Annotated in this window: 13 protein-coding genes and 2 pseudogenes; 8 read left to right on the top strand and 7 right to left on the bottom strand. The window is 69.9% G+C overall.

Annotated features, from left to right (window positions below; genetic code table 11):
* The first annotated feature begins 105 nt into the window (after positions 1–105).
* Positions 106–1,194 carry a peptidoglycan-binding domain-containing protein gene (locus IEZ15_RS15705; protein WP_189277374.1) on the top strand — a complete coding sequence of 363 codons (1,089 nt, stop codon included), beginning with the start codon at positions 106–108 and terminating at the stop codon, positions 1,192–1,194.
* A 725-nt stretch (positions 1,195–1,919) separates the two neighbouring features.
* Positions 1,920–2,162: a hypothetical protein gene (locus IEZ15_RS15700; RefSeq protein ID WP_189277753.1), complete on the top strand. Its 243-nt coding sequence runs from the start codon at positions 1,920–1,922 to the stop codon at positions 2,160–2,162.
* A 74-nt stretch (positions 2,163–2,236) separates the two neighbouring features.
* On the opposite strand, the gene IEZ15_RS15695 is transcribed toward IEZ15_RS15700, so the two are convergent.
* The gene (locus tag IEZ15_RS15695) at positions 2,237–2,743 is read right to left on the bottom strand and encodes an RICIN domain-containing protein (protein WP_114248971.1); all 507 of its coding nucleotides are present in this window, start codon (positions 2,741–2,743) and stop codon (positions 2,237–2,239) included.
* 205 nt (positions 2,744–2,948) lie between these two features.
* A pseudogene (locus tag IEZ15_RS15690) lies at positions 2,949–3,122 on the bottom strand (transcriptional regulator); the annotation flags it as partial.
* A 1,081-nt stretch (positions 3,123–4,203) separates the two neighbouring features.
* On the opposite strand from IEZ15_RS15690, the gene IEZ15_RS15685 reads away from it, so the two are divergent.
* Complete coding sequence (locus tag IEZ15_RS15685; protein WP_268250384.1) at positions 4,204–4,872, top strand: HAD-IA family hydrolase; 669 nt, start codon at positions 4,204–4,206, stop codon at positions 4,870–4,872.
* A gap of 48 nt (positions 4,873–4,920) precedes the next feature.
* Here the strand turns inward: IEZ15_RS15685 and IEZ15_RS15680 are convergent, their stop codons facing one another.
* A complete protein-coding gene (locus tag IEZ15_RS15680; protein ID WP_114244321.1) occupies positions 4,921–5,655 on the bottom strand; it encodes an ABC transporter permease in 735 nt (244 codons plus the stop codon).
* Between the two features lie 267 nt (positions 5,656–5,922).
* Between IEZ15_RS15680 and IEZ15_RS15675 the strand changes: the two genes are divergently transcribed.
* The 5 genes and pseudogenes from IEZ15_RS15675 (at position 5,923) to IEZ15_RS15655 (ending at position 9,720) form a co-directional block, all read left to right on the top strand.
* A complete protein-coding gene (locus IEZ15_RS15675) occupies positions 5,923–6,567 on the top strand; it encodes an HNH endonuclease family protein (protein ID WP_189277370.1) in 645 nt (214 codons plus the stop codon).
* A 411-nt stretch (positions 6,568–6,978) separates the two neighbouring features.
* Entirely contained in the window at positions 6,979–7,254 is a 276-nt protein-coding gene (locus IEZ15_RS15670) for a hypothetical protein (protein ID WP_114244323.1), read from the top strand.
* A gap of 44 nt (positions 7,255–7,298) precedes the next feature.
* Positions 7,299–8,247 (top strand): annotated as a pseudogene (locus IEZ15_RS15665) (metallophosphoesterase family protein); the annotation flags it as partial.
* An 83-nt stretch (positions 8,248–8,330) separates the two neighbouring features.
* Positions 8,331–8,789 (top strand): DoxX family protein, encoded by a 459-nt coding sequence (locus IEZ15_RS15660; RefSeq protein WP_189277368.1) that lies wholly within the window; start codon positions 8,331–8,333, stop codon positions 8,787–8,789.
* 253 nt (positions 8,790–9,042) lie between these two features.
* A complete protein-coding gene (locus IEZ15_RS15655; RefSeq protein ID WP_114244325.1) occupies positions 9,043–9,720 on the top strand; it encodes a DedA family protein in 678 nt (225 codons plus the stop codon).
* Here the strand turns inward: IEZ15_RS15655 and IEZ15_RS15650 are convergent.
* From IEZ15_RS15650 to IEZ15_RS15635, 4 genes are all read right to left on the bottom strand, one after another.
* Positions 9,707–9,931, bottom strand: coding sequence for a DUF2277 domain-containing protein (locus IEZ15_RS15650; RefSeq protein ID WP_114244326.1), 225 nt, complete (start codon positions 9,929–9,931; stop codon positions 9,707–9,709). The two genes, IEZ15_RS15655 and IEZ15_RS15650, sit on opposite strands and share 14 nt — an antisense overlap.
* A 131-nt stretch (positions 9,932–10,062) precedes the next feature.
* The gene (locus IEZ15_RS15645) at positions 10,063–11,430 is read right to left on the bottom strand and encodes a DUF1254 domain-containing protein (RefSeq protein ID WP_229845907.1); all 1,368 of its coding nucleotides are present in this window, start codon (positions 11,428–11,430) and stop codon (positions 10,063–10,065) included.
* Between the two features lie 83 nt (positions 11,431–11,513).
* Positions 11,514–11,948, bottom strand: coding sequence for a DUF7144 family membrane protein (locus IEZ15_RS15640; protein WP_114244327.1), 435 nt, complete (start codon positions 11,946–11,948; stop codon positions 11,514–11,516).
* Positions 11,949–12,168: 220 nt separating this feature from the next.
* Positions 12,169–12,765, bottom strand: a complete 597-nt coding sequence (locus IEZ15_RS15635; protein ID WP_189277366.1) for a hypothetical protein — start codon at positions 12,763–12,765, stop codon at positions 12,169–12,171.
* Positions 12,766–12,854 lie beyond the last annotated feature (89 nt).

Here is a 12,854-nt window from a genome sequence, read left to right as displayed (position 1 = left end):
CGTGTGTCGCAGCGGGATTCATCCCGGGTACGCATTTCGGTACGGCATTGGGCATCCCGGCAGCGGGCTGCATAATCGCAGGCAGTTCAAGGGGAGGGGCCCAATATGACCGGACATATATGCCCGGAGTGCGGTATGGACAGCAGACCGGGCGAGAAGCAGAGACCTGATGGACGCCCGGACGGAGGGCCGCTGGGCGGAGGGCCGGGCGGAAGACCCGGGGCCGGCTGCGCGTGCGGGGAACGGGCGGCACAGCGGGCCGCCGAGCAGCGCCGGGCCGCCGAGCAGCACCGGGCCGCGCGGTCGGCGGCCGACTCGGCGGAGATCGCGGCGGCGGAGGACTTCGATCCACTGCGCATCCGGCCGTACGTGACGCTGGGCGACGAGACACCGGCCGCAGACGACGAGCAGCACCACAGACCGGCGGGGGACGCGGCCACGACGATGCCGCTCTTTCTCGGCCCGGCGACAGCAGGTCCGCCGCCGGACGCCGTCGAGCCGGCCGAAGTCCCCGGCACCACGGCCCGCACACCGCACCTCGCACCGGCCTTCGCACCCGCCGGTGATCCCGTTCAGCCGCGCCGCCGACGGCCCTTCGCGGCACTCGCCGCAGGAGCGGCCGTGGCCGCGGTCGTGGGCACGGCGGCGTTCGCAGGCGGACTGTTCGACGGAATCGGCAACGGGGACGCCGACGGGGAACAGGCCCTGCCGAGCACCGTGGCGAGCGCCCCGGCGGAGGAGACGGCATCGGCCTCCGCATCGGCCTCCGCATCGGCCGCGCCCTCCGGACCGGCTTCCACGTCACCGTCCGCGTCCGTGTCCGCCTCCACGTCCCCCTCGGCGAGCGCCTCGCCGTCCCCCTCCGCGTCCGCCGCCTCACAGCCGGCCACCCCCTCGCCCTCGGCGTCCACGCCGCACGCGAGCCGTCCGGCCTCGTCCGCACCGCCCGCTCCACTGGCCGGTCCCACGCTGCGCCTCGGCGACCAGGGGCCCGCGGTGGCCGAGCTGCAACGCCGGCTGGAGGAGATCTGGCTCTTCCACGGGCGGGACGACGGCGACTTCACGGGCCAGGTCGAGCACGCCGTAAGCGTCTACCAGTCGTACAAGTCCATCGAGGGCGACCCGTCGGGGGTGTACGGCCCCAATACGCGCCGCGCCCTGGAGGCGGAGACGACGGGCCGGGGACGCTCCTGACCACCCGGCCCGACGAACCCGCCCGGGACCGAATTGGCTTTCCCGGACGGGTTTTTGTATCGTGATGGAACAAAGTAGCCTCCGCCCGCCACTCCCTGACCGGCGGGCGAGGCTACTTGTTCTCTTTCCCCCTGGAGCCCGCCCATGCCCGGCCACCGTCCTCCCATGGGTCCGGCTCCCACACCGGGTGAAACTCGATGCGGCTCGCTGCGCGGGCGTATCCCTCGCGTTCTACCCGGTAGACGGCAACGCGGATGAGCAGCTGCCGAAGAATGCCGCTTCGCTCGCTGTCAGCGATCGTCTCCCACTCATCCAGCAGCCCGACGATCGGCAGCTCATAGTCGGATACGTCGGGCGTTGCCTCGATGACGGCGGACTTGGCGAGCAGCTGATCGGCCGTCTCACCTGGGTCTTGATGCGGTCGCGGGCGGCTTCATGGACGCCGGGCGGGTAGCCGTCCGGGTTCACGGCGCGGTCGGCCTGAAGCCTCGCCAATCCGTCCTGGAGTTTCAACCAGTTCCCCTTGCAGTCGGGCCCGCTCGCGAGCAGCACGGGCCCGGTCCCGGGCTACGTCGCGCCGCCGGCGGGGGATGACCGGCGCTGCTGCGTCGACCCCTTCGTCCACGGGGTCCGCAAGCCGTACTCGCCGCCCGCCTTTCCGGCCGGCCTCGCCCCTGGTCGCAAGTCGCCCTCGGCGAAGGGACGTCAGCGGGCGCTCAAGGCGGCTGGCGGCCGCGGTCGCGGTCGAGCTGGAGAAGCTACGCGGCGCAATGGAAACCGGCTTCACCAAGGTCGATGGGTCGCTCACCCTGCTCGTACAGCGTGGCGACCAGACCGACCGGCGTATCGACGACCACGAGCAGCGCCTCGACACCCTCGAACGTACCCGGTGGCCGCTCCCGTCCATCGCTGCACCGGCCGACGTGACCGGCCTCGCCCTGACCCTGTGGCAGATCCCGCAGAAGTAACCGCGCCCCCTCCCGCGCCGTGTGGGAGGGGGCGGTCTCGTCACGCCGCTTCGTATCACTCCGCGCTGAAGAGGTCAGCGGACGTCAAACGAGTGGGCGTTGTAGTTGTTGGTAACGCTACAGGCGATAACTCGGGCGTAGGCGGGGGCGCCAGTGGTGCCGGGGTTCAAGCACAGGTTGTAGGCCTGGTTCTTGAGCTGGTACCGGTTGGCCTTACTGGAGGCCTCCATGCTGAAGATCTGCTCGTCCCACCGGGCGTCACATGGACGCTGTTGGAGGGCTTCGGTGTTACCTCCGCCCACCGCAGTGACGCACATGTCACTGTTGAGATTGCGCAGCAGGAAGGTGCTGCTGGTGACCGGGTCGATGGCCCACTTCTGGGCCAAGTTGTCGGTGTCGACCTCGTACTGGATCTGGGCGCCGCCGACCGTCGAGCCACCGGCAACACCGAGGACATAGCCGGTCTGCCAGTTGCGGACCTTGGTGCCGCTCAACGGCCCGGTCGCGTCGGCGGTGCCCACCCCAAGTACGGTCGCACTCAGCGCTACGGCAACCGTGACGCAGGCAGATCGAATGCGCATGAAGGACTCCTCCACTCCAAAGCGGTCACATTGCGTGCCCGATTGATTACGCAACGTATAACATTGGTTCGGAGGCCCCCCGCCAACGCACCGCACCGATGGGGGTGACTCGACTCGCCCGATCAGGCAGTCCCCAGCAGTGGGCCCGCTCACCACGCCCCCGTTCCGGCTTCGGCCGGTGCGGGGGCGGTTTCGTGCGCCCGGATCAGGTCAGGGCATCGATGGCCTTCACGATCAGGGCGCGCGCCTCAGCGCCGTACACGGCTGTCTGTCTCATCTGCTCGAACGCCTTCACGTACAAGGCGATCTCGCTGGGTTGCGTGATTCTCACCTGCGCAGACACCAGTTCGACAGAGACGAGCGCGTCGTCGTAGACGTGGTTCGATCCCGATGAACAGCAACGACATGCCGGCCTCCGTCCATGTGGTGTGCAGTTGTGCGCATCACAGTCTTCCAAAAGGACCAACCGGTTAAGGGTGCGAAGCGGCCAACCACCCGCGCGAGCGCAGTGTGCGCACACTTCTGCACATTCGTAGCTCGCATGCACAACGGGTTCCTACGGTCAGCGGTATTCCCTCACCGCGGCGTATCCGGACTGCGAGTGCGACCAATGCAAGGCCAAGCAGCAGTGACCGCCCCCGCCCGTCCGCTTCCCGGTCCGGGGACGCTGACGTGGGACCAGTCCATGGGTCGCGCCTGCGTCTGATGCAAGAAGCCCCTCACCACCGGCGCCGTGAGTGTCGGGTTCATCCGCAACCAGCTCGGAGCCCACAACCTCGACACCGAGGTATGGGCCGGACCCTGCTGCACCAGCGCACAGCCCCGATGACTCCCGCCGCAGGTCCCCCGAACGGGTGGCCGCAGCGGGTCAGCACAGCACGTCCCCAGTGACCGAGCCACCCTGGCCAGGACCCCATACAGGAGGACCACGTGGTGTATCGGCCGCCGTCATGCCCCCACTGCCTCGACCACCCGGCGCTCTGGCGAGACACCAGCCGCACCACACCGACTACAGCGGAACGGTGGGACTGGTACTGCGCCGGATGCCGAGCGAAGTGGGAGCCCACTCTCGAACAGAAGGCGAAGCTCTCGTATGGGACACCGAGAAGACCACGCCATGGCCTGTAGCTCCACGCCGAACTGCCCCGGAACCAAGAGCGTTGTGTACGTGTACGACGATCACGGCAACTGCATCTCCCAGACGGCATATCCCTGCAACGTCTGCGGGAACTGACGGAGCCACCGCCCCGAGACCGCCCTGGTCGGCGCCCCCCGTCGGCCGGCCGGGGCTCATTCGCGTAGGAAGTCGGCTAGGGATACACCGATCGCATCGGCGATGAAGACAACTGGAGGCCCGATCGCGAATGCGGCCGGGCCTCCAGCGCGCCTCTGGATTGACCAGAGCGGCATCCTTTTTGTATCGTGGCGAAACAAACTTGTCTCACACAGAGGACGGCCCCTTGCCCAGGTCAGAGACCATTGGCGTTTTTAAGGCATTGCTCCTGGACATGGACGGCACCCTCGTGAACTCCGACGCCGTCGTGGAGCGCTGCTGGCGGCGCTGGGCACTGCGGGAGGGGCTCGACCCGGAGGCCGCGCTCAAGGTGGTCCACGGGCGGCAGGGGTACGCCACCATGGCGGTGCTCCTCCCGGACCGCCCGATGGAGCAGAACTACGCGGACAACCGGGCGATGCTCGCCGAGGAAACCGCCGACACCGACGGCGTCGTCCCGATCGCCGGCGCACCCGCCTTCATGGACGCGATCGCCGGGCTCCCGCACGCCCTGGTCACCTCGGCCGACGAGGCGCTGGCCCGGACCCGGATGAACGCGTCCGGACTGCGGATGCCGGTCATCCGCGTCACCGCCGAGAGCGTCGGCGCGAGCAAGCCGGACCCCGAGGGTTTCCTCAAGGGAGCGGCCGAGCTGGGCTTCGCCCCGGCGGACTGTGTCGTCTTCGAGGACTCGGAGGCGGGCATCGCGGCCGGCCGGGCGGCGGGCATGCGTGTCGTGGGCGTCGGCCCGCGGGCCTCAGCACTCTCGCCCGACGCACACGTCGAGGACCTGACTCAGCTCCGGGTGGAAGCGGCGGCCGACGGTTCGATCCGGCTGCGCATCAGCGCGCGATAGCCGGGCCCCGGCGGGCCCCGGTCCGCGACAGCCGGCCTGCGGCAGCCCTCAGTCCCGGTGCAGCCGTCCCCGTGCCACCAGTTCGAGCACGGTCGTGACAGCCACCGCCTGTACGGCCATGAGCGCCACCAGTACGAACAGCTGCACGGCCCCCGCCTGGACCGGCGAGGCGCCGCCCAGCAGCATGCCCACGAAGGCGCCCGGCAATGTGACGAGCCCCACCGTCCGCGTCTGATCGAGCCCCGGCAGCAGCGCGTCCGCCGCCGCGGGCCGGGCGATCTCCAGCCTCGCGTCACGGTCGAGCAGCCCGAGCGCCATACCCGCCTCCACCTCCCCGCGCCGGGTCGTCAACTCGTCCAGCGCCCGCCGCCCGCCGAGCACGGTCGCGGTCAGCGCACCCCCGATGAGGATGCCGGTCACCGGGATCAGCGTGATGCCCCGGACCGGAACGAGTCCGGTGAGCAGCAGCAGGGCGACCACCGGCGCGACCCCCGCCCCGATCGGCAGAGCCGCCCACCACCAGGTGCGATTGCGGGTGATCCGACGGCCCGCGGTCCGTACCGCCACGGCGTACATCAACGCCACGAACCCGAGCAGCGGCGGCAGCGAACGGACCACCCAGCCGATGAGCAGGGAAACCGCGGCGAGTTGGACCGCGGCCCGCAGCCCGGCCAGCAGGATCTCGCGCGACCGGCCGAGCGAGGCCAGGGCGGCGACGGAGGCCGCCGCCGCGAGCAGCAGGGCCAGGACGACCCCGAGCGTGATGTCGACCGGTAGCAGCACGCCGTAACCCTACGACCGGCCAGGCCCGGAGCACCTGAGCGAATCGGGCCACTGCACCGGCGAATTGCCGGTGCGTCAGTACATGCGCCCGCGCAGATGCGGACGTACGCCCCCATGCCCCAGCCCTGTTCGTCAGAACTCTTGATGTGACGTGCCCATGTCGCCACTCTGTTACCTGGCGCCCACCCCACGGAAACCTGGCGCCGCCACGATGGCCGGGCCCCACGGGTCGCCCGTCCAAGGTCCCCCCACATCAAGGGAGTTCGCATGTCAGGTGTCTACGCGCGTCGCATCACTGTCGTCGCCGCATCCGCCGCCCTCGCCGCAACCACCGGACTGCTCACCGCCCCCACCGCCCAGGCGGCCATGCCCACCCCGGTCTCGGCATCGACCGCCCGTACCTATCTGAGCGAACTGACAGTCTCCGCGGAGGGCTCGTCGACCGGCTACAGCCGCGACAAGTTCCCGCACTGGATCACCCAGTCGGGCACCTGCAACACCCGTGAGGTCGTCCTCGATCGGGACGGCACGAATGTGACGCAGAACTCCAGCTGCGCAGCCGTCAGCGGAAGTTGGTACTCGGAGTACGACGGCGCCACCTGGACCGCCGCATCCGATCTGGACATCGACCACATGGTCCCGCTCGCCGAGGCCTGGCGATCGGGCGCCAGCAGCTGGACGACCGCCCAACGACAGGCGTACGCCAACGACCTGACGCGCCCGCAGCTGATCGCGGTCACCGACAATGTCAACCAGTCCAAGGGTGACCAGGACCCGGCCAGTTGGCTGCCCTCGCGCACCGCGTACCGGTGCACGTACGTGCGCGCCTGGGTGCATGTGAAGCACTACTACGACCTGAGCGTCGACTCGGCCGAGAAGAGCGCCCTGCAGTCCGTCCTGAACGGCTGCTGAACGGCCGCCGAACGACACAGCGAGGACCGCGCCGGGCAACCGCGTCCGGCCCCGCCGAAGAGCCGGGGGCCGCTGAGCGGAACCGGCCCGCCCTCCCACGTCGTTCCGTACCGTACGGAGCCGTGCACGCCGCACGGCTCCGTACCCGTACACCGGGACGACGCGAGACGGGCACACCATGGCCGGGCTCCGGCTGGGACCACTGCTGCGGTACGTCGACCGGGAGACCGCTGCGACGTCAGAGGCCGGCTCCGAGAGGTCCCGGAGTGCATGACGTCGAAGACGAGGCGTCGCGGACGGGGTTCGAACCCGCATCTCCCCCCGAACGTGGAGGCGCTCCGCCTCGGAGCAGTTGCGGGACAACCCGATCAGCGCATGCTGGAAAGAGACGTCCCAGCGAGAGGTGCCGCCATGGCTACCGTCCACCGCCCGACGGAAGTTGAAGCATCCGCCGTTGAGGTCTACAGACTTGAACTGACCGAGGCCGAGCAGAGTGCGCTCAGGGCAGCTCCCGAAACGTTCCTGAGAGACCTCTTGGAACGCGACGGGCACACCGTGAACCGCCTGCTGATCGATACGCGAGTGTTGAACGACGACTGCCCCGGCGGAGAATACGAAGTGGTCCATCTGCTCTCGCCCGCCTACCGGCGCTCCGAACACTCCGTCAGATGCGTCGAACCACGGTGAGACGAGGGAAGTCGGCAGGGTTCGAGCGGCCGGCGCGCTGCTGTCTCGGCGGCGCCGAGCTGACCGCCGACCCGCTCTACGCCGCGGTCCGCGCCACCCCGGACGGCACCGAGACGCTGCGCCGCTTCGCTGCCGAGGCGGACGCCGAACCGACCCGTACGCCGAACCGACCCGTACGCGCTGGAGCTACCGACGTGTTTTCGGCCGAGTACGGCTGCTGATGGTGGACACCCGCGCGGCCCGCGAGCTCGACGAGCAGCGGCGGTCGGTGCTCGACGCCGAAGAGGCCCGCTGGGGCGCGAGGAAGCCCTTGCCGACCCCGGTTCGTACGACCATCTCCTGATCGGCACTTCGCTGCCGTGGCTCCTGCCGCCGCACGTCCACGACGCGGAGCAGTGGAACGCCGCGCTGCGCCGTGGCGAGCGCGGCGGGCCCGAGGGGCGCTGGGCGCGCTTCGGCGAGAAGCTGCGCCAACGCTCCGACCTGGAACATTGGGCGGCCTTCCCCGACCCCTTCGGGGAGCTGACCGAGCTGATCCGGCAGGCGGGCCGCGGGCCGGACGCCCCGGCGTCGGTATGCGCGCTGTCGGGCGATGTGCACCACGCGCACATCGCGGAGCCGGCATGGCCGGCCGGGGTGCCCGGCGGCGCCCCGGAGGCACGCATCCTTCAGCTGACCTGCTCCCCTGTGCACAACTCGATCCCCGGCCCGCTCAGGGCCGGCTTCCGCTTCGGCTGGAGCCGGGCGGGGCGGCGGCTCGGCCGACTGCCGGCGCGGCACGGGCGGACGGGCACACCTCCGGTCCACTGGCGCAGGACCGGCGGACCGTGGTTCGGCAATCAGCTCATGACACTCACCCTGCATGGCCGGAAAGCTGCGCCGACATTGGTTCAGGCCAAGGCGACGAAGAAGGGTGCGCAGCTGGAGACGGTGCCGGACCGCCCCCTGGCCGACAACCATGGGACGACTTTCAGCCAGGCAACCAAATGTTGAACTTGCAAGCATTGGTGAGGTTTCCCTAACCTGGGGCACTCGATCGGTTCACGTCCCCACCAGACCGAAGGAGCCCTCCCCCCATGCACACACGCCTGAACCAGGCTCAGCCCTATGCCCTCGCCCTGTTCCGGATCGTCATGGGCCTGCTCTTCGCCTGCCACGGCGCCGCCTCTCTCTTCGGCGTCCTCGGCGGCGCGATGGGCGGCGGTTCCATACCCGCCGGAACCTGGCCCGGCTGGTACGCGGCGGTCATCCAGCTCGTCGGCGGCAGCCTGGTGGTGCTCGGCCTGGGCACCCGCATCGCCGCCCTGATCTCCTCCGGCTCCATGGCGTACGCGTACTTCAAGGTCCACCAGCCCGAGGCGCTCTTCCCGCTGCAGAACGGCGGCGAGCCCTCGGCCGTCTTCTGCTGGGTGTTCCTCCTGCTGATCTTCACCGGCCCCGGCGCGCTGGCCCTGGACCGGCTGTTCAGCCGGGGCGGCGCGGAGAGCGACAGCGAGGACCGCGCACGCGAGCAGGCACCGGCCGTAACGGTCTGACGACCGGAGTGACGGCCCCACCGACGGCCGTCACGGCCCGATCACGACCGGACCGCCCCTTCCGCTCACGGGCCGTTCTCTCACGTACACCCGGAACCCAGGCTTCCCATTTCCGGGTGTACGTGAGCTTTCCAACATCATCCGTATTTGTAGATCACCGGATGAGCCTCAGGCGTACGCTGTACAGCTGGCCCTGCCGCTCCTGCCGCTCCCCTGCGACGTCGCGGCGTTGTTCCGGATCGGGGAGTAGTAGGTGCTTGAGAGTGTGGGTGCGCTGACCGGCAGCCCATGGATCTACGCCGTGGTCGCGGTCTCGGTGCTCCTGGACGTCTTTCTGCCCGTGCTGCCCAGCGGAGTCCTGGTGATCGCCGCTGCCACGGCAGCCGCCGGTTCGACGACCGTCGCAGGCGCGGCCTCCGCGACGCACGGCGCCGAGCAGGTACCCGAGGTCCCCTCCCTCCTTGCCCTGATCCTGTGCGCGGCCACCGCCTCGGTGCTCGGCGACCTCGTCGCGTACCGGCTGGCCTGGCGCGGTGGCGAGCGCCTGGACCGGGCCATCGCCCGCTCCCGCCGGCTCACCTCCGCGCAGGAACGCCTCGGCACCGCCCTGGCCCGGGGCGGCGGCATCCTCGTCGTCATCGCCCGCTTCGCCCCGGCCGGACGCTCGGTCGTCTCCCTGGGCGCGGGCGCCGCGCATCGCAAGGCGAAGGAATTCCTGCCCTGGTCGGCCCTGGCGGGCGTGGCCTGGGCCGGTTACAGCGTGGGCCTCGGCTACTTCGGCGCCCAGTGGCTCGGCGCGACCTGGGTGGGCACGGCCGTTTCGGTCCTCGCCCTGTTCGTGGCGGGCGCCCTGGCCGCGTACGTCATGCGGCGCCCGGCAGCGGAAGCCGCCGCCCAGGCATCGACCGCGACGGCCACTACGACGTCCTGACGGCGCCCCGTATCTCCAGACCGTCCAGCAGCCTGGCGGTCGCCTCGGCGATCTCGTCGACGGCCCGGTCGAACACCTCCTGGTTGTGCGCGGCCGGAGCCCGGAAGCCGGACACCTTGCGTACGAACTGCAGGGCGGCAGCCCGGATGTCCTCCTCGGTGGCCTCTTCGGGGAGGGCGGGCGGGCGAAGGGTCTTGATGCTGCGGCACATGAGTCCAGTGTGACCCGGGCCACTGACAACGGGAGGGCGGGGGCGTGCGTCTGCGACAAGAAGCGGGCGAGGCGAGCATCTGCCGATGGCATCAACCTCGCATCGCTTCGCCACTCCCGGTTCCGCTCACCTCACCGCTCACCGCTCCGTTCGACGGCGGGGATCTCGTACGTACCGTCGAGGATCTCCGGCCCCGGCGTATAGAGCCCGAGCACGGGCCGGAAATCCCCGTCGGGCGCGGGCAGCCAGTTCGCCGCCGCATCCGGGTCGGCCGGACGCTCCCTCTGGATGTGGACCGTCAGCGAACCGTCCTCGCCGTACACGAGACCAGGCGTACGGTCACCGATCGAGTACCGCGCGGCCGGATTCTCGACGAGGCGATGGTCCGGCAGGCCGTACATGGTCACGGACCAGAACGCTTCGACCGGCGGCTGCCGCTCGAAGCGCAGCACATAGGAGTGGGCGCCGTTCAGCTGCTCACCGTCGGCGTCGCGGACGGTGTGCGCGTACACCGCCTCATACCCGTGGCTCCCCCACAGCACGGTCCGTGCCGCCACCGCTCTGGCCGGATAGGAGGCCTCGCGGTCAGTGATCCGCCACTGCGGGGAGTCGACAACCCCGACGCCGTGCCAGTCGAGGTTGTAGTCGAAGAGATGCGGATCCATCTCCCAGCCCTCGCGCGCCGCCGCGGGCCGGCTCGCCTCCTCCACCCGCGCTCTGCCCCGCGCGAGGCCCTCGGTCAGTGCGTGTACGAGGGCGGGGTCGGCGGACACGTACGGCGAGGGCCCCTCCTCCAGCAGCTCCAGCGGCTGGAACCGGTCCTGATAGGCCTGGTCGGCCGCGGACGGCGGGAAGTCCGCCATCCAGACCCTGAGCTGCTCGAAGAACCGCAGCGGCTCCGGTACGTCGGAGTCGGGCGCGGGCAGTCCCGTGCGATGAGTGCCCGGTTCGAGATGCGTGAGGGCGAACTGTGCCTGAAGGGCGCGCACCCGTTCCAGGTCCTCCGGACCGTTGCAGGCGTTGCGGCCGATGACGGAGACGACGGAGGTCGGTGCGTCGATCACCCCGCGCACCCCGTCGGGCACGCTGCCCGACCAGCCCGGCGGCACGACGAGCCAGTCCCCGGCCCCCGTACCGGTGGCACGGCGGCCGACGTACGCGAAGTTGTTGGTCCAGGCGTCCACGAACTGCAGCACGTAGTACGCGCCGTCCGTGTCGGGGACATGGAGCACGACCGGACCGCCGGAGAGGTCGAGGTGGGCGATCGAGTGGACGGTGTCGTTGTCGGCGGACACGAAGTGCGTGTAAGGGAGATCCAGTTGAGCGGAGTGCGCGAAGTGGTTGAAGGGGGTGGGCGGCAGCGGACCGAAGCCCGTGTGCATGAAGTCCTCGACCGCCGACAGGTCATGGACCAGCGGACAGCCGTAGACATACGCCTCGGCGGCAAGGGCGACAAGCTCTTCCGTGTTCTCCTTCGACACCGCAGTCCCTTCACTCACTCACGGCACCCGCTCATGGCAAGGGCCGGCGTGGACCGGCCTCCGCCCAGGAAGGCCGGGCCGGGCCCGTACACCCTGACGGCTCAGATGACCGCCTTCGAGGTCTCCGTGCACAGGGCCCAGATCACGAATGTGTCGATGGCGATGGAGATGATCGCCCAGGTCGGCTGGTACGGCAGCCACATGAAGTTCATGACCAGGTTGACGGCGGCAAGTACGACACCCGTGGCACGGGCCCAGGTGGCGCCTTTGAGGATGCCCCAGCCGACGAATCCGAGCAGGATGCCGAGGACGAGGTGGATCCATCCCCATGCGGTCACATCGAACTTGAACGTGTAGTTGCTCATGCGCGCGTAGACCTGGTCGGAGGCGATACCGCTGATGCCCTTGATCACTCCGAAGACGCCGTCGACGAGAAGCAGCACGCCGGCGAACGTGATCCCGCCGGCCGCCCAGGGGTTGATGTCCTCCTGGCCGGCGGAACGGGCCGAGCCGGTCGCATGCGCTGAATGTGCCATGGGAACTCCTTGGCCGGAGCGGGACTGCAAGACAGAACCGACCCTGCGTGGCGTCTTCCCGGGCTACCACCCGGACGCATCCATACGGGTGACGCCCCGGGAAGCGCGGCGGTGAAGCCGGGCAGCCGTGCGTCACGCGGGAAATCCGGTCCGCGAACAGTCGGAGCCGAACGGCCGGGGCCGAACCCGGAGCCGAACGGCTGGGGCTACGGTGCCGGGGCTAGGGCGCCGGGAACCGCGACACCTTCGCGACCCTGCACGTGAGCTTGCCCGTGAATTTCCCCAGCCCCTGGGCCTTCCCCACGGACTTCTGCCCGGCATCCAGGTCGGAAGACGACGTCAGCCCCTCGCCGTGGCGCGTACCGTTCCCGTCCACGAACTCCACGTTCACGATGTAGGACGCCCGCGCCCCGGTGTGGTTCACGATCTCCACATCCGCCGCGGGCCACTGCGTCACCGAGTCCAGCTCACAACTGGTGATCCGCACATCGTCCTCGGCCCCCGCGTCCCCCGCAGCAGGCGGCTCGGTGGGCACGCCGGACGCCCCGCCCTCCACAGGAGCACCGCCCTCCGTGGCCTCCACCGACGGCGGATTCGACTTGTCCGACGACGAGTTACTGCCGACCGAGGTGGCGATCAGCACGCCGATGGCCAGCAGGACAGCCACCCCACCCACCACGGACAGCGTGACGATCAGCCCGGTACGGGACTTCTTCGGCGGCTGCGGAAAGCCGCCCGCTCCCGGGCCCGGCTGCGGCCACTGCTGGTACGCCGACGGCTGTTGATCCGGCTGAGGCGGCGGATAGCCGTACGACATGGATTCCCCCCACGGGATGGTGCGGATGGTGCGGATGTGAAGGAGACACGTTACGACGTGACCGGGGCTTGAGTCTCCCGCAGGGGGAG

Source organism: Streptomyces atratus (genome assembly GCF_014648655.1).
GTDB classification, from domain to species: domain Bacteria; phylum Actinomycetota; class Actinomycetes; order Streptomycetales; family Streptomycetaceae; genus Streptomyces; species Streptomyces atratus.
Note: the sequence above shows the minus strand (reverse complement) of the source record. Positions and strands in the feature narration are given on the sequence as shown.

Coding starts and splice junctions, on each gene's coding strand:
- IEZ15_RS15705 (WP_189277374.1), top strand. CDS start 106: ATGACCGGACATATATGCCCGGAGTGCGGTATGGACAGCAGACCGGGC.
- IEZ15_RS15695 (WP_114248971.1), bottom strand. CDS start 2,743: ATGCGCATTCGATCTGCCTGCGTCACGGTTGCCGTAGCGCTGAGTGCG.
- IEZ15_RS15675 (WP_189277370.1), top strand. CDS start 5,923: ATGTCAGGTGTCTACGCGCGTCGCATCACTGTCGTCGCCGCATCCGCC.
- IEZ15_RS15670 (WP_114244323.1), top strand. CDS start 6,979: ATGGCTACCGTCCACCGCCCGACGGAAGTTGAAGCATCCGCCGTTGAG.
- IEZ15_RS15660 (WP_189277368.1), top strand. CDS start 8,331: ATGCACACACGCCTGAACCAGGCTCAGCCCTATGCCCTCGCCCTGTTC.
- IEZ15_RS15650 (WP_114244326.1), bottom strand. CDS start 9,931: ATGTGCCGCAGCATCAAGACCCTTCGCCCGCCCGCCCTCCCCGAAGAG.
- IEZ15_RS15640 (WP_114244327.1), bottom strand. CDS start 11,948: ATGGCACATTCAGCGCATGCGACCGGCTCGGCCCGTTCCGCCGGCCAG.
- IEZ15_RS15635 (WP_189277366.1), bottom strand. CDS start 12,765: ATGTCGTACGGCTATCCGCCGCCTCAGCCGGATCAACAGCCGTCGGCG.